Below are 23,800 nucleotides of genomic sequence, written 5' to 3' on the forward strand. Positions count from 1 at the left end.
CGTTTTTATGCGGCTTCTTCCTGTTCGTCTTCGACGGAAACGTCTGCGTCAGCTTCAGCTTCGACTTCATCAGTCTTCGCGCCACGCTTGGGACCCTTGGCGAGATTGACTTCGATCAAACGGACAGCTTCGGTTTCCGACATCTTGTTGACGGCGGAAATTTCACGAGCCATGCGGTCGAGTGCTGCTTCATAAAGCTGGCGTTCGGAATAGGACTGCTCCGGCTGGTTGTCGGCACGGAAAAGATCGCGAACAACTTCTGAAATGGAAATCAGGTCGCCCGAGTTGATCTTCGCATCATATTCCTGCGCGCGGCGGGACCACATGGTGCGCTTGATACGGGCACGTCCCTGAACGACCTTCAGAGCACGTTCTACATAATCTGTCTCGGAGAGCTTGCGCATACCAATGGCGGTTGCCTTTGCGACCGGTACTTTCAAGCGCATCTTATCTTTTTGAAAGTCAATGACAAAAAGCTCAAGCTTGTGGCCTGCAACTTCCTGTTCTTCAATATTGACGATCTGTCCTACACCATGAGCCGGATATACAATAAACTCGCCCGTTTTGAATCCGATACGCTGGGCGGTCTTTTTCTGCGGAACTGCTGTCATGCGCTTCATTACTCCCTGCTGCGCCCGGCAAAACGCACCGGTTAAACCAATCACTGGAAACCGGAACCCGGTTTGTCGGCCGTCAATAATGTCGCGCAAAGCAATCCAGACCAAACAGCAGGACAGGTCACAACCAAATAACCTCAACCTGAACTGTTAAGTCCGGAAAAAATCTAGCCGATTGGTGATTTATGCTTTAGCGCCACGAAATTGACGTCCAATGATCAACATATCGACAGACCATAACACGAAAAGTGATCAGAATCAACTTTTTGCTGCACATGCTCAAATTAAACGTATTGCAAGACTTGATTTTCAGGGCAAATCAGTCTTGCGGGCAAGCATGGCGCTTTGAACAGGTCTAGTCGCCTTCGCCAGGCTCCGGTGAGAAGTACTTCTCCAGTTTACCGGTTACGCCGTCCATTGCCTTGGCGTCATCAGGCGCATCTTTCTTCGCCGAAATATTCGGCCATTTTTCCGAATATTCCGAATTCAGCTGCAACCAGCTATCAAGCCCCGGCTCGGTGTCCGGCTTGATGGCTTCGGCAGGGCATTCCGGTTCACAAACGCCACAGTCAATGCACTCATCCGGATGGATGACGAGCATGTTCTCACCTTCGTAAAAACAATCGACCGGACAGACCTCAACGCAATCCATATACTTACAGCGGATGCAATTGTCGGTCACAACATATGTCATTTACTGGCTCCTGAAGACACCATAGTCAGTGTGTCAGCGGTTGAGGTAACGATTTGGCACCGGGCTGACAAGAGGGGAAGAACGGACTGCGGCACCAGAACGCGGCCCGAAAAATCTCGACGTGTAAAAGATTGTCTTCATCACATCAGGACATGAGCCAAAGTTCAAGTCCGCAGAGTGCCATTCATCGCATCGCGATGACCCGCCGACAAGCAACCATCGCCTCCTAATATAGGTATTCGGGAAATATTATTTTAGCCCCGCCGACGAATTGGGAGAGAATTTCGATATTTCCACGTTTTTTGTCGCAAACTAATCTTCTGGCTCTTCGTTCCGGCCCAGCATCAGCCTGTCGACTTCCCGTCGCTCGCGCTTCGTAGGGCGGCCACTGCCCGCATCACGCCGCGGCAAAGTATCAAGGCGGCTCATCGCATCTTTGGGTGGAGGTGGTGGAGAAATATCCTCATACAGCATCCGCGCCTCTTCAGCCGGACCGCGCCGCGTGCCACCCGAGAGCACCTTGTAGATGAGAATGCGCCTGTCCAAGGTGATCGTCAGCACATCACCGGCTTTGACCCCGTGTGATGGCTGATCAATCTTGTCCTTATTGACCCTGATATTACCGCCCGATGCCAGTTTTGCCGCCAGGGAACGGGATTTAACCACCCGTGCAAAAAACAGCCACTTGTCGACGCGCTGCCGGTCCGTTCCCGTCATTTAGAGGCAAAACCTCACTTCTTCATCTGCTCCTTCAACGCCAGCAATTTGGCGAAGGGGGAGTCCATGTCGATCTTGACCGGACGCTCTTCACGTTCCGGCCGCTTACCGTGTTGCTGGGGTTTGCCGGATGGCTTGCCGCCATCCTGCTTGAAGCGGTCAGCCCCAGCTGGCTTGCCGCCCTTGCCACGGAAATCCCTGCGCTCGCCGCGCTGCTCGCCCTGTGGACCGGCATTGCGGTTCGGGCGGCCCTGTTGCCGCTCTTCCGCCGGAGCGTTGCCATTGCGAGCCTGCGGCTCACGCTGATTCTCGCGCGCACCCTGCGAACGGCGGTTATTGTTGTTGTGGCGGCCTTCAAAGCGGGGAGCCTGACGCCAGAGAAGAACAGGCTTGGGCGCCTCTTCCGCAACCGCAGGAGTTGCCGCAGTTTCAGCAACAGGCGCGGATGCTTCTTCTGTTACCGCAGCCGGAACTGCTTCCACAACCTCAACCACTGGTTTGACGATCGGATCACCGACCGGTTCGGCTGCTGGAGTGGTTGACGCAGCTTTTGACGCTGCACTTGCCGTTTCCTGCGGAGCAGTTGTCTGGGCGACAGCATCAAGCTCAGCGACCTTGGCGGATACAACAGCCACATCGGTTGCTTCCGAGCGATAGCCAAGATTCTTCAGGATTTCTTCCATATCGTCGGCAGTTGCACCGAGAATGGACATCATTGCAGGCGTGACGACAAAACGGGTACCGTCATAGGCGCCATCAGGCCGTGTTCCCACACCCGGCTTCCACGCCAGTGCCGGACGAATAAGATCAGCCAGACGCTCGAGAATATCGATGCGCACCGCGCGCCGTCCAAGCAACCTGTAGCCGCCAAGGCGGTAAAAGGATGGATCAAAAGCAGGATCGGTTACAACAGACGTGCGGCCTGCGGAAAGCACCTGCACCACATCGCCGTAACCCGGACGATCCTTGGCATCTTCCTTGAGCGCCCATAGCAGCGTCAGGAGACCCGCAGGCGCGGGCTTGAGCAAGGCAGGCAGGAAAACATGATAAGCGCCGAAGCGAACGCCAAGACGGCGGAGCGCTGCGCGCGAATCCTGATCGAGACCGCGAACATCCTCGGCCACATCCCGGCGCTGCAACACGCCGAAGTTTTCAACCAGCTGGAACGCCAATCCCCGCGTGATCCCCACCAGCGCATCGGCATTGGCAAGATCAACAAGCGGTTTGAGAACCGTATCCACATGATGCGCAAGAAAACGGTCAACACGGGCAGCGACCTTGTCGCGCGCGGGTCCCGTCAACTGCTCATCGGCCAGAAGCACCGCACGCGGCTTCAACGGCTGCTCGCCCGAGACCACGGAAGCAACAGGAGCGCCGATCCAGCGCAACGTCCCATCCGAGGCAAGGGCAAAGTCGCCATTCGCGGAAGCGGCAAAGCGCTCGGCGCGATTGTCGAACTCTGTCGCCAAGGCTTTTTGTGCAGCGGCCTTTACGGCTTTTGCATCGGTTCCATCAATCTGGCTGTCCGTCGTAAAACGGAATCCATCCAAACGTCCAACATGGTGCCCTTCGACAACAACGTCCCCGGCAGGGCTAATTTCGGCTTCTAGCATTGTATTCTCTCTCAGGCGCCTCATAAGCACGCTTGTCCTGCGGTCTACGAAGCGTTTCGTCAACCGTTCATGCAGTGCATCTGATAATCTGTCCTCAATTTCACGCGTCTTTTCTTGCCAATGTGCCTGATCTGCCAGCCATCCGGGCCGATGAGACACAAAAGTCCAGGTTCTTATCTGGGCGATCCGTCGCGACAAAGCATCAATATCGCCATCGGTCGTATCAGCCCGATGTACCTGTTCGCCCATGTAGGTTTCGTTGACATGACCATGTTTCACGAGGTCTGTATAGATCGATGCGATGATATCGGCGTGCTGGGCCGGTGCTATTTTCCGGTAGTCCGGCAAAGCGCAGACATCCCAAAGCAATGCTACCCGCTCCGGCGTATTGGCCAGCGGAGCGATATCAGGGTCTTTTGACAGATATTCGAGCGCCTGCTGATCCACCGCAGGCAGCGCGCGTGTCAGTCCCTCAACCGGCGCGGGCGTATCAATCGACCGCTTCAATGCATCGATACTGGAAAAGTCAAACCGTGCCGTGCGCCACTGCAAAATCTTGACCGAATCGAAATTGTGCGATTCCACCCGTTGCACCAGCTCTTCGGAAAATCCGGAGACCTGTCCGGTCACACCAAATGTACCGTCGCGCAGGTGTCGTCCGGCGCGTCCGGCAATCTGGCCGATCTCACCCGGCGACAGATCGCGGAACTGATAACCATCAAATTTGCGATCCTGTGCGAACGCGACATGATCAACATCGAGATTGAGTCCCATGCCAATCGCATCGGTCGCCACCAGATAATCCACATCGCCCGATTGATAAAGCTCAACTTGCGCATTGCGGGTGCGCGGGCTCAAAGCCCCCATAACCACAGCCGCGCCACCATTCTGGCGGCGGATCAGTTCAGCAATGGAATAGACTTCATCGGCAGCAAAGGCGACGATGGCGGTACGCGGCGGCAGGCGCGTGATCTTCTTAGAGCCAGCATAGGAGAGATGGGACAGGCGTGGACGCGTGACGACGGAAATGCCGCGCAGCAGCTTTTCCAGTATGCCGCGCATAGTTGCCGCGCCCAAGAGCAGCGTTTCCTGACGCCCACGCAGATGCAGGATGCGGTCGGTAAAGATATGGCCGCGTTCCAGATCATTGGCGAGCTGAACTTCATCAATGGCAACGAAATCCACATCGGTCTGGCGCGGCATCGCCTCAACAGTACAAACCGCATAACGCGCACCGGGCGGCTGAATCTTTTCTTCGCCTGTTATCAGCGCAACATTGGCAAGGCCCACGCGTTCGGCAACACGATTATAGACTTCACGCGCCAGCAGGCGAAGCGGCAGGCCAATCATGCCCGTCTGGTGCGCCAGCATCCGCTCAATGGCGAGGTGAGTCTTGCCCGTGTTCGTCGGCCCCAGAACGGCGGTGACGTCACGACCGCTCAGGATCAGAGGAAGTTCGGGGGTAGGCATAAGGTTCATCAAAAACATCCAACACCGGCACGACGGCCTTACCAAAACCAGCAAGGCATGCCGGGCATGCACTATCCGATAGCATTATCGGTATCAGACAGAAAGTATGCGGCGACCTCAAGATAAACAATTGCGATCCGATTCACGGAGTGTTCCATTAAGAAATAGAACGCGAGCAGAACGAATCAGCGACGAATCAGCTCTAGGACCAGATTCCTGCTTTGTTCACGGCCACATCTAGCTTTCTGCGACATGAGTCGCACAAGATGCTGAATCAGCAATTGTAAGATTTGTTCGAAACCGCCCATCCGCGTTAACCTATGGCTTTTCCGGATTTCAGCATTGTACCCGCACGGCCCCAGACTCTCGCCTGATTAAGAAAATCGTAATATTTCCTTACACTTAGTTAAGAGACGAAAGGCCGAAACGGTCATTTCCGTTAACACTATGATCAAACGCAGAACGAATCAGCGACGAATCAGCGCTTTATTCATTTTCCCGTTTTGTTCACGGCTACATCTTGTGCGACTCCGGCGTAACTCGCACCAATCGCCTCCGATGAGGAACTGAAATAGGACAAGATTCAGGCTGCGGCGTTAACCTTTGGCCGTCCTAGCGAGAATCACGCGCCCGTAGAAACGAAACGCCGCAGACTGTCTCCAGCCTGCGGCGTCATTCGATTTAATCTCGGATCAGCTGAAATACTGCCCGCCATTGGCTGATAGCGTCGAGCCTGTGATGAAACCCGCATCATCCGAGGCAAGGAACACGACACAGCGCGCGATTTCTTCCGGTTCACCCAGACGACCGACGGGGATTTGCGGAATGATACGCTCGTTAAGAACCTTCTCATCGATAGCCCGCACCATTTCTGTTCCGATATAGCCGGGGCAGATGGCATTAACGGTGATGCCCGCGCGCGCACCTTCCTGAGCCAGTGCTTTAGTGAAGCCGATGTCGCCGGCCTTGGCCGCGGAATAATTGGCCTGCCCGGCCTGACCTTTCTGACCGTTGATCGAGGAAATATTGATCACCCGGCCGAATTTGCGGTCGCGCATACCCGTCCATACGGGATGGGTCATGTTAAAGAGGCCGGTGAGATTGGTATTGATCACCTCACCCCACTGGCCCGGTGTCATCTTGTGAAACATGGCATCGCGGGTAATACCCGCATTATTGACCAATACGGAAACCGGACCAAGATCAGCTTCAATCTTGGCGATACCCGCGGCACATTCCTCATAATTGGAAACATCCCATTTATAAGTCGCAATGCCGGTCTTCTCCGTGAATTTCTTCGCCGCTTCATCATTGCCGGCGTAATTTGCAGCGACCTTGTAACCTGCCGCTTTCAGAGCCACGGATATGGCTGCGCCGATACCACGTGTTCCACCCGTAACGATTGCCGTTTTGGTCATATTTCCCCTCCCTAATGCATGTTGGATTTCAAAGTCAGTGTTGTTGAAAAAGAGACGGAGCAGCTGTCCGGAAATTTAGTGCTGCCAAGACACCGGTCCGACAAAAGCCGAACCGGGACCTATTTTTTCAAGATCAGTCTTTTATGCGCTCAACGCACAGAGCAACGCCCATGCCACCGCCAATGCAAAGAGTGGCAAGGCCTTTTGTGCCATTGCGACGCTTCAACTCAAAAAGCAGCGTATTGAGAACGCGGGCACCCGATGCGCCGATCGGATGGCCGATGGCAATGGCACCGCCATTGACATTGACAATGTCAGGATTGAGCCCGAGATCTTTGTTGACGGACAGTGCCTGTGCGGCAAATGCCTCATTGGCCTCAACCAGATCAAGGTCCTCCACCTTCCATCCAGCCTTTTCCAATGCCTTGCGCGATGCGGGAATGGGACCCGTACCCATGATTGAAGGATCAACACCAGCCGTTGCCCAGGATACAATGCGTGCCAGAGGCTTGATATTACGGCGCTTGGCTTCTTCCTCGCTCATCAGAACAACAGCAGCGGCGCCGTCATTCAGACCGGACGCATTGCCTGCGGTCACTGTGCCTTCCTTGTCAAAGGCTGGCTTCAGCTTGGCGAGGGAATCCAGCGTTGCGCCKTGGCGGATATATTCATCATCAGCGACAATCACGTCGCCCTTGCGGGTCTTGACCGTGAATGGAACGATTTCGTCCTTGAACTTGCCAGCCTTTTGCGCAGCCTCGGCCTTGTTCTGGGAGCCGAGGGCAAACTTGTCCTGATCATCGCGCGTAAACTGCCACTTGCGGGCAATGTTTTCAGCGGTGTTGCCCATATGATAGCCATGGAAGGCATCCGTCAGGCCATCCTTGATCATCGTATCGATCATCTTGAAGTCACCCATCTTCACACCGCCGCGCAGATGCGCGCAATGCGGAGCCATGGACATGGATTCCTGACCACCGGCAACAATGATATCCGCATCACCCGATGCGATCTGCTGCATGCCGAGGGCTACTGCACGCAGGCCGGAACCACAGAGCTGGTTGAGCCCCCAGGCCGTGGCTTCCTGCGGAATACCCGCTTCCATGGCGGCCTGACGAGCCGGGTTCTGTCCCTCGCCAGCACTCAGCACCTGTCCCATGATCACTTCATCGACATCGGCACCATCGACACCGGCGCGGCTCAGCACTTCCTTGATCACCGCAGCGCCAAGCTCATGAGCCGGCACATTGGCGAAAGCGCCATTGAACGAACCGACGGCGGTTCGTGCAGCACTGGCGATAACGATGGATTGGGTCATGGACGTCTCCTCATATGGACTGCTGAATTTATTCAGCTTGGTTTCCTGAACAGAATTCCCTCCCTGCGACCGTTTGACAAGGGGCATTCGCCCTGAAGGCAAATTTAACGCTTCTGCGGCAGGGAAAGGCTAGAATGATCTGCGCAATGGATGCGCTGCACAAATCACTTTGAATTGTGCAACTTTGCCCCTATCCTCGCATGTATATGAGTTAGCGGGCACGCAAATTCGGACCGTTCGAGTCTGATGACATGAGTTGGGGAGTTCTCAGATGGCAGCCAAAACCGGCGAAATCGTCATTAAAAAATATGCCAACCGGCGCCTCTATAACACCGGCACAAGCACCTATGTGACGTTGGAAGACCTGGCCGAGATGGTGAAGAGAAATGAGGATTTCACCGTTCAGGACGCCAAGACAGGCGAAGATATTACCCATCCCGTACTGACCCAGATCATCTTTGAACTGGAAAACAAGGACGGGCAGAACATGCTGCCGATCCCCTTCCTGCGCCAGCTCATCGCCTATTATGGCGACCAGATGCAGGTGGTTCTGCCAACATTCCTTGAACAGTCGATGAGCGCCTTTGCCAAGGAGCAGGAGCGCATGCGCGAGCAACTGACGACCGCCTTTGGCAAATCACCCATCGACATGATGGACATCAGCGCACCGGTCAAGCTTGTGGAAGAGCAAGTCCGCCGCAATACGGAAATGCTGCAACACGCCATGCGCATGTTCACGCCGTTTCCGCTCAACAAGACGGCCGGAGCAGCCGAGGCTGAAGAAGCACCCGCCGCTGAAACCGCCAAGAAGGACACAGGACTGGACGAGCTGAAAGAACAGATTGCTGCCATGCAGCGCAAGCTCGATTCTCTCGACAAGTAATCAAAGCCAAATCCGTTTTCGACTGACCATCCGGCTCTCGCGGCGGATCGGTTTTGCCTATTCTACAATCAACGCATGACCCAAGAGGATATTATGGCTCAGCTATCACTTTCCAAAGCCAATACAATTATCAAAGCTGCACTCGCCAAAGGCACTGAAGCCGGGATGCGCCCGCTTTCCGTTGCAGTGCTGGATGCCGGTGGCCATCTCAAAGCTTTCCAGAAACAAGATGGCGCTTCCATGCTGCGTTTCGAAATCGCCTTTGGCAAAGCTTTCGGCGGACTGACCATCGGTACGGGATCGCGCACCGTTGAGAAGTTTGCCAAGGACCGTCCGCATTTCGTCGAAGGACTGGTTGCAGCATCCGGTGGCCGCGTCATTCCGGTTGCTGGCGGTGTTTTGATCAAGAATGCCAAGGGTGAAATCCTCGGCGCTGTCGGTGTGACCGGCGATACATCCGATAATGACGAAATTGCCGCTATTGCCGGTATCGAAGCCGCTGGCTTCGTCGCTGACGGCGGCCAAGGCTGATCTCTGGCCTGTTCTTTTTGAACAAGCCTTTGTTTTACAATCGCGTCCCGGAAAACAACCGGGGCGCGATGAAATCGACAAAGACCCGCAGCTTGGGCGACAAGTGCCGGTTCGAAGGCCAAAGCACCCAGAACTGCCCGGTCTGAACAAAGCAATCATCAAGCAGCGTGTGTAACTGACCGGTTTTTACCGCATCGGCCACAAGGAAATCCGGCATATAGGCAATGCCAAGGCCGCGGATGGTTGCCCCATAAAGCGCCTCCATATTGTTGCAGACCAGCGCGGACGAGAGGCGCAGTTCAACGTCCGTTGCCCCTCCCATAACCCAGTCCTGCAATTTGCCACTTGTCGGGAAGCGATAACGCAGACATGCATGATGCTCCAGATCACCCAATATCCCGGGCGTTCCGCGTCTGTCGAGATAAGCTGATGATGCAGTAAGCACCTGCCTGAACGGCCCAAGGCGACGCGCCATCAGGGATGAATCGGGTAAGTCACCACTGCGAATGACCGCGTCAAAACCCTCCTCGATCACATTGACGATTTGATCGTTGAAATCGAGGTCAAGCTCGATCTCCGGATAAAGTTCCTCGAATTCCGGCAAGTGCGGCAGGAGAAAGCGATAACCAATCGTCGGCAGGCTGACGCGCAGGCGGCCACGCGGCGCTTCCTTGGTCCGCGACAGCATGGACTCCGCATCACCAAGATCATCAATGATACGGCGACAGCGCTCGTAGAACAGCTGTCCCTCTTCCGTCAGGCTGATGCGCCGGGTGCTGCGCTGGAAGAGGCGTACATCCAGCCTCTGTTCGAGCCGGGCGATGGTTTTTCCGACCGCCGAGGCAGAAACACCCAGCGACCGACCCGCCGCAACGAAACTCAAGGTTTCAGCTGAACGCACAAAGGCGAAGAGACCATTCAGATTGTCCATATCAAGCCTATTGCGGAAGTAATGTCCGTTATTATCGGACATATGCTCTAATTCTCAATGATTAAAGCCTGTGTATCATGAATTTCACTTAACTCCTCTCACATTTGATATCGCAGGTGAAAAATGACTGCCCATGCAATTCCGCACGGCTCTGCGGAAAAACTGATGATTTTGGCTGCTGTCTGCCTCGCAGCACTGGCCATGCCGATCAGCTTTACCGGACCCGCTGTAGCGCTCCCTTCCATCGCCCGTGCCCTCGGGGGCAGCCCCGTCGAACTCAACTGGGTCACCAATGCTTTCATGCTCGCCTTTGGCAGCAGCCTGATGGCATCCGGTGCGCTTGCTGACAATTACGGCCGCAAGCGCATCTTCCTGACCGGCCTCGGGCTGTTTGGCCTGTTCTCACTGGCATTGTCACTTGTCACCAACCTTGTCCTGTTTGATATATTGCGGGCAGCACAGGGCCTTTCCAGCGCTCTTGCCTTTTCCGGTGGCATGGCCGCGCTTGCTCAGGAATTCGAAGGAAGTGAGCGCACGCGCGCCTTCAGCCTGATTGGCATCACCTTTGGAGTGGGACTATCCTTCGGGCCGATTCTCTCAGGCGTCCTCATCAGCCATTTTGGCTGGCAGGCGGCAATCCTCGTTACAGTGCCGCTTACGATTATCGCATTTGGTCTCGGCGCATCGCGGCTGCGGGAATCGCGCGATCCGGATGCTCGCGGCATTGATTGGCCCGGCGCCATCAGCTTCACGCTCGCACTGACACTTCTGACATCAGGCATATTGCAGGCGCCGGATATTGGCTGGGGACATCCTCTCGTCGTCAGTCTTCTTGTTGGTGCGATACTCGTATTCGGCATTTTCGCGATTATCGAGAAACGCGCTGCAAGGCCCATGCTCGATCTCAGCCTGTTCCGCTATCCACGCTTTGTCGGTGTTCAGCTTCTGGCAGCAGCTCCGGCCTATTCCTTCGTCGTCCTGCTCATTCTGCTGCCTATCCGCTATATTGGCGTTGAAGGCTTCAACGAAGTTCAGACCGGTCAGATGATGCTCGCCCTCTCCGCGCCTTTGCTGATCGTGCCATTTCTTGCCGCTTTGCTCACACGCTGGTTTTCGCCCGCGATATTATGCAGTGTCGGATTACTCATCTCGGCTGCTGGCCTGTTCTGGCTCAGCCGCTGCATGCCCGGTCAACCGGTAGAGCTTACCTTACCTGCATTGGTTCTCATTGGTTTTGGCATCAGTCTGCCCTGGGGGTTGATGGATGGGCTTGCCGTCAGTGTTGTGCCGAAGGAACGGGCCGGCATGGCAACGGGCATCTTCAGCACCACCCGTATCGCTGGAGAAGGCATTGCGCTTGCCATTGTCAGTGCGCTTCTGACTGCACTGCTTGGCTGGAAACTGGGTGCGGTGTTTCCCGGCGGAACTGGCCCGGATGCCATAGAGGCAGCCCAGAAAATCGCGACCGGCAATCTTGCTTCAGCTTTGTCCCTGCTTGATCCGGTCAGCCGCGAGGTTGTACTGCAGAGTTATGGTGAAGCATTCGGCCATCTGCTGCGAATCCTCTCGGAGATTACGGTTGTGACGGCGATCTCAATCTTTGTCGTCATGCGCATACCGGATAATGAAGCCGTAGCCGCTTGATCGACGGACAAACCAAAACCCCGGTAGATACGCGCATCTGCCGGGGTTTTGCATGACAATTAGCTCTAGCGAAAGTTGACGTCGCGGCCAGCGGAGCGCAGCGAAACGGTGAAGCCCGCCAGAATATCGAAGAAAGCCATCGCCATCAGGATGAAGAACAGTGAATGCGAGGCGGCTGGTACCAGCAGGAATTCCACCAGAAATGCCACGAAGACAAATGTCGACAGGAGATGGTCAACCACCGATGCATTGCTGGTGCGTGTTGACTTCATGATCTCGAAGAACAGCAATGCAAGCGACAGGACGATCATCAGGTCGCCAAGCGTCATTCGCCAGACACCGCCTGATAGCATCTGCACGGAATAGAGCTGCGTCGCCCAAGGGTCCGCCCCGCCAATACCGGCCAATCCAGCGATAACCAGATTGAACACGACAAGCGGAACGATCATCAAAGGAATGTTGGAAATCACGGCATTCGCCTCCCCACGTAAATAAAAAAGACCGGCACAAGGCCGGTCCTCCTTATCACGAAATCCAGGAAGGGATTAGCCTTCTTTCGGCGTCAGAACCTGACGACCGCGATACATGCCGGTCTTCAGATCGACATGGTGCGGACGGCGCAGTTCGCCTGAATTCTTGTCTTCGACGTAAGTCGGGGCCTTCAACGCGTCGGCGGAGCGGCGCATGCCGCGCTTCGACGGAGAAGTTTTTCTTTTAGGTACAGCCATTGTTCCTGCTCCAGTAATCAGTCAAAATCCGGCGCTGGCCCGATCGAGCCTGTCACAATGGACAAAATTCCGGAAAGTTCGGCTGGGCTATACACGTCTTGAGAGCTTTTGACCAGCAGGAGTCGCATATTTTTTGTCGCAAGCGTGGATATGCCGGGATTCAGGCCGATCCGGTGCTTATTTCACACAACCAATATATGCGCCAGCCCCCCGCGCACGACGCTCATTGAGCCTTGCCAGCGTTTGCAAGCCGCGCCCCGGTCTTGCCGGATTACGCACAATCGGGTTGGGCAGGCTTACGGCGAGAAAGGCCGCCTGACGCGGTGTCAGCCTCGTCGCGCTTACCTTGAAATGATGCTGGGCTGCTGCCTCGATACCGTAAACACCCGGACCCCATTCGGCAATGTTCAGATAAATTTCCATGACGCGTCGCTTCGTAAGAACAAGATCTGTCATCATCGCCAATGGCAACTCCAGCCCTTTACGGATAAAGGACCGGCCGTTCCATAGAAACAGGTTCTTGGCAGTCTGCATGGTGATGGTGGACGCACCGCGCGTCTGCTCGCCATCCATGGCATCGGAAACAACTGAATTCATCGCGTCCCAGTCGACACCCGAATGAAAACAGAAGCGTGCATCCTCCGACATCATGACGGAATGCACCAGCACTGGGGAGATTTCGTCCATCGACACCCAGCGGCGATCATATCCGGAGAATGTCACAAGATCCTTCACCATCAAGGTCGAAATCGGATGAACAAAAGGCAGCCGGTACAGGCTGAGCAAGATGATCGGAATCATCATCAGGATGATTCCCGCCAGTATCAGGTAACGCATGATGCGCCCTAAAGGCGAGCCACCTGGGCTGACCAGATAACCTCCACCTCTTTTGTTTCTGACGAGTACCCTTGCCACACCCACCGCCTGCATTGAAAGCCCTTCATGGACATAGAGCAATGGCCATCCAAAGGGAACCATTTCCGTGTGTTTGCAGCTATGTTCACAGGGACATCAAGGCAAAAATGCAAAAGAAATGCATCTAATCATTGACCAGCCGACAATTTTTCGCTCATTGCCAGATCATGATGACAGATCAAGGTTCTTCCCTGTTCCAGATAACGTTGCAGCACCGCGCCGCTTCGGTGGAAACGCTGCTGACTGACCTGCTTTCTGATCGCCCTGATAATGGCGAGATCAGCCGTCCTCCCCGCCTTATGGCTGCGATGAGACATGGTGTTCTCAATGGCGGCAAACGCCTGCGCCCGTTCCTTGTCATGGAAAGCGCCGCCCTTTTCGGTGCAGATACGCTTGCAGCGCTGCGGGTGGCAGCGGCACTTGAATGCATTCACTGCTATTCGCTCATCCATGACGATCTTCCCGCCATGGACAATGACGATATGCGCCGCGGCCAGCCAACGGTTCATCGCAAGTTTGACGAGGCCGCAGCGATCCTCGCGGGCGACAGCCTCCTTACCTACGCCTTCGAACTTGTTGCCGCTGAGGAAACGGAACTGGATGCGAAAGCAAAAGTTGCGTTGGTAACAACATTGGCACGGGCCGCCGGTATTGGCGGCATGACGGGCGGTCAGACGCTCGATCTAGAAGCAGAGAAGGTAAAGCCGGATGAAGCCGGCATTATCCGCCTGCAAGCCATGAAAACCGGCGCACTGATCCGCTTCGCCTGCGAAGCAGGTGCGATTATCGGCAATGCCTCACCTGAAGATCGCGAGCGGCTGGCAGAATATGGTTCGGCCATTGGTCTTGCCTTCCAGCTGGCGGATGATCTGCTTGACGTTACCGCTGATGCCGCCGAAATGGGCAAAGCAACGGGCAAGGATGCCGCCGCTGGCAAAGCCACGCTGGTTTCCATGCATGGCATCGACTGGACGAAACAACAGCTCAGCGGACTGGTGGCTGAAGCGGGAGACCTGCTTGCGCCTTTCGGTGAACAGGCATCCCTGCTGAAGGAAGCTGCCCGGTTCATCGCCGAACGGCAGAGCTGAGGGTTATTCCGCCGCGTGAGAACCGGCATTCTGGCCAAAACGGTTCTCGATATAATCGGCAACCATTTTCTGGAATTCCTTGGCAATACCAGCACCGCGCAAGGTAGCCACTTTCTTGCCATCGACAAAAACAGGAGCCGTTGGCGTTTCGCCGGTGCCGGGCAGTGAAATGCCAATATCAGCCATCTTGGATTCGCCCGGTCCATTGACGATACAGCCCATGACGGCCACGTTCAAAGCCTCAACACCGGGGTACTTCTCCCGCCAGACCGGCATATTATCGCGAATATCGCTCTGGATTGACTGCGCCAATTCCTGAAAAACTGTTGATGTGGTGCGCCCGCAACCGGGACACGCGGCAACAATCGGGATAAACTGGCGAAAACCCATGGTCTGCAGCAATTCCTGCGCAACCTGCACTTCGCGGGTGCGATCGCCATTGGGCTCCGGCGTCAGTGATATGCGGATCGTATCGCCAATGCCCTGTTGCAGGAGAATGCCAAGCGCTGCCGAAGAAGCAACAATGCCTTTGGAACCCATACCGGCTTCGGTGAGGCCAAGATGCAGCGCGTGGTCACAGCGCCGTGCCAGTTCCGCATAGACGGCAATCAAGTCCTGCACCTGACTGACCTTGGCGGAAAGAATGATTTTTGAGCGCGGCAGGCCGATTTCTTCGGCCAGTTGCGAGGAAATCAGCGCAGACTGGACGATAGCTTCACGCGTGACCTGTTCCGCAGTCAACGGCGCACCGGCGGCGTGATTCTGGTCCATCAGCGCTGTCAGCAATTCCTGATCGAGCGAACCCCAATTGACACCAATACGCACCGGCTTGTCATAACGGATCGCCATTTCGATGATGGCACCGAATTGCGCGTCCTTCTTGTCCTTGAAACCGACATTTCCAGGATTGATGCGATATTTGGCCAAGGCTTCGGCGCAGGCCGGGTGGTCGGCCAGCAGCTTGTGGCCGATATAATGGAAATCACCGACCAGCGGCACATCGAGACCAAGCCGGTCCAGCCGTTCGCGGATTTTCGGCACGGCGGCTGCAGACTCATCCCGGTCGACAGTGATACGGACAATTTGCGAACCGGCCCGCGAAAGCGCAGCCACCTGAGCCACCGTACCATCCACATCGGCCGTATCCGTGTTGGTCATTGACTGCACAACGACGGGCGCGCCTCCGCCCACCATGACTCCGCCCACGTCCACACCAACAGAGGTGCGGCGGGCAAAAGGCTGCGAATAATAGTCAGACATCGTCAAACTCCAGATATTCCCCTCACGTGGCGCAGGGAATGCATTGTGTCAACACCATGTGACATTAACGCGGCAAATTCAAAGCAAATGCATCTGACGATCACGGCACAGTGAACCACATGACAAACTGTTCACGTGCCAAAGCTGGTAATTTTGCTGCAATGCAATATATTCCACACACCTTCAACACGGGTTGTTAAGACGGTTATTTACACCAAAGGAAGTATCTCATGGCCAAGAAGACCGCAGTCGTTACAGGTTCCAACTCCGGCATCGGACTGGGTTCCGCCCACGCGCTCGCAGCGGCGGGTTACAATGTGGTGATCAATTCCTTCACCGACCGCCCCGAAGATCACGATCTCGCCAAGGAGATTGCCGCCAAGCATTCCACCGGTGTCGCCTATATCAAGGCTGACATGTCCAAGGGTGATGAATGCCGCGCTCTGATCGATCAGGCCGCCGCGACATTCGGCAGCGTGGACGTACTCGTCAACAATGCGGGTATCCAGTTTGTTGCGCCCGTTGATGAATTCCCCACGGAAAAATGGGATGCAATCATCGCCATCAACCTTACTTCGGCGTTCCACACAACGGCTGCTGCGCTTCCCTATATGAAAAAAGCCGGATGGGGCCGCATCATCAATATTGCCTCAGCCCACGGTCTGCGCGCCTCACCATTCAAATCCGCCTATGTGGCTGCAAAGCACGGCGTTCTCGGACTGACCAAGACAGTGGCACTGGAAGTTGCCGAAAAGCACATCACCAGCAATGCCATCTGCCCCGGTTATGTCCTGACGCCACTCGTCGAGGCGCAAATCCCCGATCAGATGAAAGCGCACAATATGGATCGCGAAACGGTGATCCGCGAAGTCATGCTCGACAAGCAGGCAACCAAGGAATTTGCCACCGTTGAACAGATCGGCGCGACCGTCGTCTTCCTCGCCAGCGATGCAGCTGCACAGATCACCGGCACATCCATCTCCGTTGATGGCGGCTGGACGGCTCAGTAATGAATCACAAACCCAAAGCCATCAACATCGCGCTTCAGGGTGGCGGTTCGCACGGCGCCTTTACCTGGGGCGTTCTGGACCGGATTCTTGAAGATGGGCGCTTGACCATCGAAGGTATTTCCGGCACCAGCGCTGGTGCGATGAATGCCGTTGCACTGGCCGATGGCTGGAGCCGCAATGGTGCCGAGGGCGCCCGCGAGAAACTGCACGAATTCTGGCGGGCTGTTGGCCGCACCGGGCAATTCAGCCCGGTCCAGCGCACGCCATGGGACCGGTTTTTTGGTAACTGGTCCGTGGAAAACGGTGTCGGCTATAATCTGTTCGAGCAGTTCTCGCGCATGTTTTCACCTTACGAATTCAACCCCTTCAACCTCAACCCCTTGCGGGATGTGGTTGAGCGCGAGATTGATTTCGACCGGGTGAAGGCCTGTTCGCAGCTCAAGCTTTTCATCTCTGCGACGAACGTGGAAAGCGGCCGTCTGCGCGTCTTTTCCCAATCGGAACTGAACGCCGACGTCGTGATGGCTTCCGCTTGCCTGCCCTATATTTTTCAGGCGGTGGAGATCGGTGGAGAGCCCTATTGGGACGGCGGTTATGGTGGCAATCCCGCGCTCTATCCCTTCTTCTACTCGACCAAGGCCGAAGATGTGCTGCTCATCCAGATCAACCCGATCGAGCGGCGCGGCGCGCCCAAGACCGCCCGCGAAATCACCGATCGTATTGACGAGATCACGTTCAACGCGGCGCTCTTGCGGGAATTCCGCTCGATTGCCTTCGTCAATTCGCTGATCGATGGCGGCAGGCTCGAGCACGGCGAATATAAGCATATCCGTATGCATCGCATCGACGCCGATGTGGCACTGGCGGGTCTGGCTGCATCGTCAAAAATCAATGCGGAATGGGCATTCCTTGAATATCTGCGCGACCTTGGCCAAGCGGCAGCCGATGACTGGCTGGAAGAGCATTTCGATGCAATCGGCGAACATGCTACGCTGGATTTGTCCGATGAACTGTCACCGGAAATGAATGTCGGCCTCAAGACCAAAAAGACCGGACGGCGGGTTACCGACTTCCTCCTCCAGCGCAAAAAGCCCGTTGGCGCAGCAAGGCGCCGGGCGTAATAAATGGCGGCTAGTTCAAAGGCTGGCCGCCACCATCATCAAGCTTGCGGGCTCTCGTTCCGATCGGCACTTGATGCAAGATTTGCCATCAGGAAAACCACCACAAGCAAGCAGGCAAGCACCATATAAACAGGACCAAAACCGGTCCGGCCACCCACAAATCCAATGGCGGATGGTGCAACGAGAATACCGGAATAGCCCATCAGCGTCACGAGACTAAGAGCAACGCCTGACGACGTTCCCTTCTGATTACCCGCTGCTGAAAAAGCAATTGGCACCATATTAGCGATACCCAGCCCCGAAAAAGCGAAGGCCAGAATGGCAATCCATGGCGTCGGCGCAAGGCTCGCGATCAGCATGCCCGATGCACCAATCAACGCGGAAACGCGCAAGGTTTTCACCGCGCCGAAGCGGTTGCGAACACCATCACCCAGAAAACGCATCACCGACATGGTTCCCGAGAATGCCGCAAAGGCAAAGCCCGCCGTGGCAATATCCGCACCACGCTCCTGCTTGAGATAAAGGGCGGCCCAGTCCAGCACCGAGCCTTCCGGAATCATGGAGAACAACGCCATGATGCCGATCAGATAGATCAGTGGATTGGTCGGAAAAGCCAGCTTTCCCTTCTTTTCATGCACGACAGGCGCTTCTTCCGTGATCATGTAGCGGAATGCGACAAGGCCCAGAACAACGGCAATCGCGGTGACAACAGCTGCATGAATGAGATGACCATGGGCTTCAATGAGCAATCCGCCCAGCGCACCACCGGCAAACCCACCAAGACTCCAAAAGCCGTGCGAAGACGACATGACCGCGCGGGACAGTTTCTTCTCCACTTCCACGGCATTGGCGTTCATCGCCACGTCCATGCCGCCTATGACAGCGCCGAAGAGAAACAGTGCGGGCGCAGCGGCGTAAAGATTGGGTGCCAGCGCCACCAGCAGCAAGGAAAAGCTGCAGAAGATCGCAAAGCCCTGCACCACCGCACGCGAACCATATCTGCCAATGAGATAACCGCACCAGGGCATGGCCGCCAGAGCGCCGAGGCCAAAGACCAGAATCATCAGGCCGAGCGTGAATTCGCTGATGTGCAGCCGCGTCATGAAAACCGGGATCTGCGGCGCCCAGCTGCCGATCAGAAAACCATTGAAGAAGAAAGCGCAGGCCACAGCCCAGCGGCCATAAACAGCTTTCCTGCGATAGACAGAGGCATCCATAATTTTATCACCGGCTTGAATTTCTGATAGAGCCGACATCACGCACCGCGACTGTCAGCTATGACGATTTCAACACCCACACCGCGTATCCGTTCAACAATCGATGGATCGGCCGTTTCATCGGTGATGAGCGTGGAAATGATCGATATGGGAGCAATGGCAAAGGGCGCCTGCTTGAGCAGTTTTTCAGCTGTCGCAAGGAGAATGACTTCATTGCTCGCCTTGCTCATTGCCAGTTTTAAATGGGCATCTTCATAGTTCTCGGCGCGCAACGTCAGACTTTCGTCTATGGCGCAGGCACCGAGCACACAGTAATCCACATGCATGAGTTGCACTTCGGCAAGGGGCGATTGCCCGATAACGCTGCGGGTGAACCGGTTCAGCGTCCCACCGAGGAGAATGACCTCACACAATGGATGGTCGAGAGCAGCGGAGGCAATGTCAGGCGAACTGGTGATGATGCGCATTTGTGCATTTACAGGCAGAGCGCGGACAAATTCGAGTACCGTCGTGCTGGAGTCCAGCAGCATTGTCGAATTTGGTGCAATTCTTTCAGCCGCGGCCATGGCGATCGCCTTTTTACCAGCGGTTTCATCCTTGGCGCGCTGTTGAAAGCTGCGAAAGCTTGAACTGCTGCGTGCCGCACCGCCATGGAAGCGTTGAACCAAACCTGCCTCCGACAGTTCACGCAAATCCCGGCGGATGGAATCCTCCGAAACGCCAAATTCCACCGCAACGGCGTTTGCCAGAACACGGCCGGATTCATTGACCCGTTTGAGGATCATGCTTTTTCGTTCATCCGGCGACAGGTCTTTGGTCATTAGGTGATGCTCTGCAACTGCACGGTTCCGCGCTCGGCACAGAACGTAATTGCACGCACCATATTGCACATATGGTTTCTTTTCAATGCCTGTTTATGCCGATATGTGCACAAATGGGCGTGCGCGTGTTATATCCGGTGATGAGAGGTGGTTCGTGGTTCGACAAGCTCACCATGAGGGAGAGCGAGGATGCAACGCTAATCTTGGAGATAGCAGATCAAAAAGATCACCCATCACGATAGTTGCAGAACTTGACTCCCGTTCATCACCCATCTCCCTCATGGTGAGCTTGTCGAACCACGCAACACCACCCCACCATCGCTCAACACCCTCACTCGTAAACGGCGAGCAGGTCCTTTGCATCTATCTGGTCACCCGCACGCACCAGAATTTCAGCCAGTGTTCCATCACGCTCGGCGCGCAAGGCTGTTTCCATCTTCATGGCTTCAATGGAAAGCAGCACGTCGCCCGCATTGACCTTCTGGCCGACCGTGACGCCCACGGTGGAAACAATACCCGGCATGGGCGCGCCGACGTGCTTGTCATTGCCAAGTTCCGCCTTGCGCCGGATACCAACACCGCTTGCACGGGTGCGGTCAGGCACTTTGACACGCCGTGGCTGGCCGTTCATTTCGAAGAACACGGTGACCATGCCCTTCTCATCCGGCTCACCCACAGCAAGATTACGCACAACCAGCGTCTTGCCTCGTTCAATATCGAGGAAGACTTCCTCTTCCTGCGCCAGACCATAGAAATAGACATGCGTCGGCAACACGCTTGTCGGGCCATAGGTCCCGTGCGTTACCGCAAAGTCGGTAAAGACCTTTGGATACATGAGATAGGATGCAAATTCCTGATCACTGACCTTGCGTTCCAGCTTCTCCTCGATCTCCTTACGCTCCGCCACAAGATCGGCAGGCGCCAGCAATGAGCCGGGCCGTTCTGTGAACGGCTTCTCGTCTTTCAATATCTTCTTCTGGATATCCTTCGGCCAACCCTTTGGCGGCTGGCCAAGATCGCCGCGCATCATCGATACGACGGAGTCGGGGAAGGAAATATCCTTATCCGGGTTCTTCACATCCGCAACCGACAGGTCCTGACTGACCATCATCAGCGCCATGTCGCCGACAACCTTCGACGAGGGCGTAACCTTGACGATATCGCCGAACATCTGGTTGACGTCGGCATAGGCCTGCGCCACCTCATGCCAGCGCGTCTCAAGGCCGAGCGAGCGCGCCTGTTCTTTCAGATTGGTAAACTGGCCTCCCGGCATTTCGTGCAGATAGACTTCCGACGCCGGGCCCTTCAGATCGCTTTCAAACGCCGCATATTGTGTACGCACCGCTTCCCAATAGAACGAAATGCGACGAATCCATTCCGGGTCAAGGCCGGGATCGCGCTCCGTACCCTTGAGCGCCTCGACAATCGAGCCAAGGCATGGCTGTGAGGTATTGCCTGACAGAGCATCCATGGCAGCGTCGACCACATCGACACCCGCATCCACGGCGGCAAGCACTGTCGCCGCCGAGATACCTGACGTGTCATGGGTATGGAAATGCAATGGCAGATCGGTTGCCTCGCGCAGTGCCTTAAACAATACCTTTGCAGCACCCGGTTTCAGCAAACCGGCCATATCCTTGATGGCGATAATGTGCGCCCCGGCCTTTTCGACTTCCTGCGCCAGACCGGTGTAATATTTCAGATCATACTGCGGCCGGGCCGAGTTCAGGATATCGCCGGTATAACAGATGGAAGCTTCACAGAGCTTGTTCTCTTCCAGCACCGCATCCATGGTGACACGCATATTCTCGACCCAGTTGAGACTGTCGAAAACGCGGAATACATCAACACCGCTACGCGCGGCCTGCTGCACGAAATACTTGACCACATTGTCAGGATAGCTCTTGTAACCAACACCATTGGCACCGCGCAAAAGCATCTGCAGCAGGATATTCGGCGCAGCTTCCCGCACTTCGGCCAGACGCTCCCACGGATCTTCAGTCAGAAAGCGCATGGAGACATCGAACGTCGCGCCGCCCCAGCATTCCAGCGAGAAAAGCTGCGGCAAAGCACGCGCATAGGTGCCTGCCACCCGGGCAATATCAAACGTGCGCACGCGTGTTGCCAGCAGGGACTGATGGCCGTCACGCATGGTGGTATCAGTAAACAGCGCGCGCTTTTCATTGCGCATCCACTCGCCGAACTTCTTTGGTCCAAGCTGATCGAGAAGCTGCTTGGTACCATCGGGAATAGGCGTTTCGATAAATGGCACCCGTGGCAGCGCCGCCTCTTCCGGTGGTGTCGCACGGCCTTTGGTTTCCGGATGGCCATTGACAGTCACATCGGCCAGATAGGTCAGAAGCTTGGTGGCACGGTCCTGCCGCTTCACCTGCTCGAACAGCTCAGGCGTCGTGTCAATGAACTTCGTCGTATAGCTATTATCGGCGAATTTCGGGTGGGTAATGATGGCTTCGAGGAAGGTCAGATTGGTGGCAACACCGCGAATACGGAACTCGCGCAGGGCGCGGTGCATACGCTGGATTGTTTCATCCGCTGTTGGCGACCAGGCGGTAATCTTTTCCAGAAGCGGATCGTAATAGCGGGTGATGACCGCGCCGGAATAGGCTGTGCCGCCGTCAAGCCGGATACCGAAGCCTGTCGCGCCACGATAGGCAGTGATACGGCCGTAATCCGGAATGAAATTCTGCTCAGGGTCTTCCGTGGTGATACGGCACTGCAAGGCATGGCCGTTCAGTTTGATGTCTTTCTGGGCAGGAACACCAGATTCCGGCGTGCCAATGGTGGCGCCTTCGAGAATACGAATCTGCGCCTTGACGATATCGATACCGGTAACTTCTTCGGTGACCGTATGCTCAACCTGAATGCGTGGATTGACCTCGATGAAATAGAACTGGTCCGTGTCGGAATCCATGAGGAATTCGATTGTACCCGCACCGATATAACTGGTTTCCTTGGCGATCTTCAGACCGTAATCCGCGATCTCCTTGCGCTGCGCCTCGTTGAGGTAAGGCGCAGGTGCGCGCTCGACAACTTTCTGGTTGCGCCGCTGGATTGAGCAGTCGCGCTCAAACAGATGCACCGCATTGCCATGGGTATCACCGAGAATTTGTACCTCGACATGGCGCGCCCGCTGCACCAGCTTTTCCAGATAGACTTCATCCTTGCCGAAAGCGGCCTTCGCCTCGCGCTTGCCCTCGGTTACCTCACGGGCAATATCGTCAGGCGAGAAAATGGCGCGCATGCCGCGACCACCGCCGCCCCACGACGCTTTCAGCATCACGGGATAGCCGATCGTTTCCGCCAGCTTCTTCACCTCGTCCATATCGTCAGGCAGCGGTTCCGTTGCCGGGACAACCGGAACGCCGATCTCGATAGCCAGATTACGCGCCGCAACCTTGTTGCCTAGGCGGCGCATGGTTTCGGGCTTCGGCCCAATGAATATGATCCCGGCTTCGCCGCACGCCTCGGCAAACTCCGGACTTTCGGAAAGCAACCCATAGCCCGGATGGATTGCATCCGCGCCTGATAGCTTTGCCACGCGGATGATTTCCTCAATCGACAGGTAGCTTTCAATCGGCCCCATATCCTTGGCAAGATGCGGTCCACGCCCAACCTGATAGGATTCATCCGCCTTAAAGCGGTGCAGCGCCAGCTTGTCTTCCTCTGCCCATATCGCCACGGTTTTCATGCCAAGCTCGTTGGCGGCACGGAAAACACGGATGGCAATTTCTGATCGATTGGCGACGAGGATTTTCTTGATAGGCAAAGCGAAAACTCCGAAAT

20 protein-coding genes are annotated in these 23,800 nt (G+C 55.7%); 6 read left to right on the top strand and 14 right to left on the bottom strand.

Annotation, left to right across the window (positions count from 1 at the left end):
* Positions 1-5: 5 nt before the first annotated feature.
* The 6 genes from AB4Y96_RS02240 to AB4Y96_RS02265 form a co-directional block, all read right to left on the bottom strand.
* Complete coding sequence (locus tag AB4Y96_RS02240; protein WP_175540563.1) at positions 6-620, bottom strand: CarD family transcriptional regulator; 615 nt, start codon at positions 618-620, stop codon at positions 6-8.
* Between the two features lie 352 nt (positions 621-972).
* Positions 973-1,311, bottom strand: a complete 339-nt coding sequence (fdxA, locus tag AB4Y96_RS02245) for a ferredoxin FdxA (RefSeq protein WP_091879752.1) — start codon at positions 1,309-1,311, stop codon at positions 973-975.
* A 312-nt stretch (positions 1,312-1,623) separates the two neighbouring features.
* The gene (locus tag AB4Y96_RS02250) at positions 1,624-2,028 is read right to left on the bottom strand and encodes an RNA-binding S4 domain-containing protein (protein WP_091879750.1); all 405 of its coding nucleotides are present in this window, start codon (positions 2,026-2,028) and stop codon (positions 1,624-1,626) included.
* 14 nt (positions 2,029-2,042) lie between these two features.
* Positions 2,043-5,129, bottom strand: a complete 3,087-nt coding sequence (locus AB4Y96_RS02255) for a helicase-related protein (RefSeq protein WP_441915396.1) — start codon at positions 5,127-5,129, stop codon at positions 2,043-2,045.
* Positions 5,130-5,803: 674 nt separating this feature from the next.
* Entirely contained in the window at positions 5,804-6,529 is a 726-nt protein-coding gene (locus AB4Y96_RS02260; RefSeq protein ID WP_441915398.1) for a beta-ketoacyl-ACP reductase, read from the bottom strand.
* Between the two features lie 133 nt (positions 6,530-6,662).
* Entirely contained in the window at positions 6,663-7,847 is a 1,185-nt protein-coding gene (locus AB4Y96_RS02265) for an acetyl-CoA C-acetyltransferase (protein ID WP_441915400.1), read from the bottom strand.
* 271 nt (positions 7,848-8,118) lie between these two features.
* On the opposite strand from AB4Y96_RS02265, the gene phaR reads away from it, so the two are divergent.
* Positions 8,119-8,730: a polyhydroxyalkanoate synthesis repressor PhaR gene (gene phaR / locus AB4Y96_RS02270; protein ID WP_091879744.1), complete on the top strand. Its 612-nt coding sequence runs from the start codon at positions 8,119-8,121 to the stop codon at positions 8,728-8,730.
* Positions 8,731-8,823: 93 nt separating this feature from the next.
* Entirely contained in the window at positions 8,824-9,261 is a 438-nt protein-coding gene (locus AB4Y96_RS02275; protein ID WP_441915402.1) for a GlcG/HbpS family heme-binding protein, read from the top strand.
* A 34-nt stretch (positions 9,262-9,295) separates the two neighbouring features.
* On the opposite strand, the gene AB4Y96_RS02280 is transcribed toward AB4Y96_RS02275, so the two are convergent.
* Complete coding sequence (locus tag AB4Y96_RS02280) at positions 9,296-10,192, bottom strand: LysR family transcriptional regulator (protein WP_441915669.1); 897 nt, start codon at positions 10,190-10,192, stop codon at positions 9,296-9,298.
* Positions 10,193-10,315: 123 nt separating this feature from the next.
* On the opposite strand from AB4Y96_RS02280, the gene AB4Y96_RS02285 reads away from it, so the two are divergent.
* On the top strand, positions 10,316-11,836 hold the full coding sequence (locus AB4Y96_RS02285; protein ID WP_441915404.1) for an MFS transporter: 1,521 nt from the start codon (positions 10,316-10,318) through the stop codon (positions 11,834-11,836).
* Between the two features lie 65 nt (positions 11,837-11,901).
* Here the strand turns inward: AB4Y96_RS02285 and AB4Y96_RS02290 are convergent, their stop codons facing one another.
* From AB4Y96_RS02290 to mtgA, 3 genes are all read right to left on the bottom strand, one after another.
* Positions 11,902-12,306, bottom strand: coding sequence for a hypothetical protein (locus AB4Y96_RS02290; protein ID WP_091879739.1), 405 nt, complete (start codon positions 12,304-12,306; stop codon positions 11,902-11,904).
* 75 nt (positions 12,307-12,381) lie between these two features.
* A complete protein-coding gene (gene rpmF, locus AB4Y96_RS02295; protein ID WP_008121851.1) occupies positions 12,382-12,564 on the bottom strand; it encodes a 50S ribosomal protein L32 in 183 nt (60 codons plus the stop codon).
* Between the two features lie 177 nt (positions 12,565-12,741).
* A complete protein-coding gene (gene mtgA, locus AB4Y96_RS02300) occupies positions 12,742-13,542 on the bottom strand; it encodes a monofunctional biosynthetic peptidoglycan transglycosylase (RefSeq protein WP_441915407.1) in 801 nt (266 codons plus the stop codon).
* 107 nt (positions 13,543-13,649) lie between these two features.
* On the opposite strand from mtgA, the gene AB4Y96_RS02305 reads away from it, so the two are divergent.
* Positions 13,650-14,567: a polyprenyl synthetase family protein gene (locus tag AB4Y96_RS02305; RefSeq protein ID WP_091879738.1), complete on the top strand. Its 918-nt coding sequence runs from the start codon at positions 13,650-13,652 to the stop codon at positions 14,565-14,567.
* A 3-nt stretch (positions 14,568-14,570) separates the two neighbouring features.
* Here the strand turns inward: AB4Y96_RS02305 and ispG are convergent, their stop codons facing one another.
* A complete protein-coding gene (ispG, locus tag AB4Y96_RS02310; RefSeq protein WP_441915409.1) occupies positions 14,571-15,827 on the bottom strand; it encodes a flavodoxin-dependent (E)-4-hydroxy-3-methylbut-2-enyl-diphosphate synthase in 1,257 nt (418 codons plus the stop codon).
* Positions 15,828-16,057: 230 nt separating this feature from the next.
* On the opposite strand from ispG, the gene AB4Y96_RS02315 reads away from it, so the two are divergent.
* Together AB4Y96_RS02315 and AB4Y96_RS02320 are read left to right on the top strand one after the other, a co-directional pair.
* The gene (locus AB4Y96_RS02315) at positions 16,058-16,837 is read left to right on the top strand and encodes a 3-hydroxybutyrate dehydrogenase (protein WP_091879735.1); all 780 of its coding nucleotides are present in this window, start codon (positions 16,058-16,060) and stop codon (positions 16,835-16,837) included.
* Positions 16,837-17,958 carry a patatin-like phospholipase family protein gene (locus AB4Y96_RS02320; protein WP_091879733.1) on the top strand — a complete coding sequence of 374 codons (1,122 nt, stop codon included), beginning with the start codon at positions 16,837-16,839 and terminating at the stop codon, positions 17,956-17,958. Before AB4Y96_RS02315 ends, AB4Y96_RS02320 begins: the two co-directional genes overlap by 1 nt.
* A gap of 38 nt (positions 17,959-17,996) precedes the next feature.
* Here AB4Y96_RS02320 and AB4Y96_RS02325 read toward each other — a convergent pair whose 3' ends face one another.
* The 3 genes from AB4Y96_RS02325 to pyc form a co-directional block, all read right to left on the bottom strand.
* Positions 17,997-19,175, bottom strand: a complete 1,179-nt coding sequence (locus tag AB4Y96_RS02325; protein ID WP_091880236.1) for an MFS transporter — start codon at positions 19,173-19,175, stop codon at positions 17,997-17,999.
* A 38-nt stretch (positions 19,176-19,213) separates the two neighbouring features.
* On the bottom strand, positions 19,214-19,996 hold the full coding sequence (locus AB4Y96_RS02330) for a DeoR/GlpR family DNA-binding transcription regulator (RefSeq protein WP_441915411.1): 783 nt from the start codon (positions 19,994-19,996) through the stop codon (positions 19,214-19,216).
* A gap of 331 nt (positions 19,997-20,327) precedes the next feature.
* Positions 20,328-23,783, bottom strand: coding sequence for a pyruvate carboxylase (pyc, locus tag AB4Y96_RS02335; RefSeq protein WP_441915413.1), 3,456 nt, complete (start codon positions 23,781-23,783; stop codon positions 20,328-20,330).
* Positions 23,784-23,800 lie beyond the last annotated feature (17 nt).

Source organism: Phyllobacterium sp. TAF24, assembly GCF_052113785.1.
In the GTDB taxonomy this organism is placed as follows: Bacteria; Pseudomonadota; Alphaproteobacteria; order Rhizobiales; family Rhizobiaceae; genus Phyllobacterium.

Excerpts from the sequence above, each read along its gene's own strand:
- AB4Y96_RS02320 (WP_091879733.1), top strand. The coding sequence starts at position 16,837 with ATGAATCACAAACCCAAAGCCATCAACATCGCGCTTCAGGGTGGCGGT.
- AB4Y96_RS02305 (WP_091879738.1), top strand. The coding sequence starts at position 13,650 with ATGACAGATCAAGGTTCTTCCCTGTTCCAGATAACGTTGCAGCACCGC.
- mtgA (WP_441915407.1), bottom strand. The coding sequence starts at position 13,542 with ATGGTTCCCTTTGGATGGCCATTGCTCTATGTCCATGAAGGGCTTTCA.
- fdxA (WP_091879752.1), bottom strand. The coding sequence starts at position 1,311 with ATGACATATGTTGTGACCGACAATTGCATCCGCTGTAAGTATATGGAT.
- rpmF (WP_008121851.1), bottom strand. The coding sequence starts at position 12,564 with ATGGCTGTACCTAAAAGAAAAACTTCTCCGTCGAAGCGCGGCATGCGC.
- AB4Y96_RS02260 (WP_441915398.1), bottom strand. The coding sequence starts at position 6,529 with ATGACCAAAACGGCAATCGTTACGGGTGGAACACGTGGTATCGGCGCA.
- AB4Y96_RS02330 (WP_441915411.1), bottom strand. The coding sequence starts at position 19,996 with ATGACCAAAGACCTGTCGCCGGATGAACGAAAAAGCATGATCCTCAAA.
- AB4Y96_RS02240 (WP_175540563.1), bottom strand. The coding sequence starts at position 620 with ATGAAGCGCATGACAGCAGTTCCGCAGAAAAAGACCGCCCAGCGTATC.
- AB4Y96_RS02280 (WP_441915669.1), bottom strand. The coding sequence starts at position 10,192 with ATGGACAATCTGAATGGTCTCTTCGCCTTTGTGCGTTCAGCTGAAACC.
- AB4Y96_RS02285 (WP_441915404.1), top strand. The coding sequence starts at position 10,316 with ATGACTGCCCATGCAATTCCGCACGGCTCTGCGGAAAAACTGATGATT.
- phaR (WP_091879744.1), top strand. The coding sequence starts at position 8,119 with ATGGCAGCCAAAACCGGCGAAATCGTCATTAAAAAATATGCCAACCGG.
- AB4Y96_RS02275 (WP_441915402.1), top strand. The coding sequence starts at position 8,824 with ATGGCTCAGCTATCACTTTCCAAAGCCAATACAATTATCAAAGCTGCA.
- AB4Y96_RS02315 (WP_091879735.1), top strand. The coding sequence starts at position 16,058 with ATGGCCAAGAAGACCGCAGTCGTTACAGGTTCCAACTCCGGCATCGGA.
- AB4Y96_RS02250 (WP_091879750.1), bottom strand. The coding sequence starts at position 2,028 with ATGACGGGAACGGACCGGCAGCGCGTCGACAAGTGGCTGTTTTTTGCA.
- ispG (WP_441915409.1), bottom strand. The coding sequence starts at position 15,827 with ATGTCTGACTATTATTCGCAGCCTTTTGCCCGCCGCACCTCTGTTGGT.
- AB4Y96_RS02325 (WP_091880236.1), bottom strand. The coding sequence starts at position 19,175 with ATGGATGCCTCTGTCTATCGCAGGAAAGCTGTTTATGGCCGCTGGGCT.
- AB4Y96_RS02255 (WP_441915396.1), bottom strand. The coding sequence starts at position 5,129 with ATGTTTTTGATGAACCTTATGCCTACCCCCGAACTTCCTCTGATCCTG.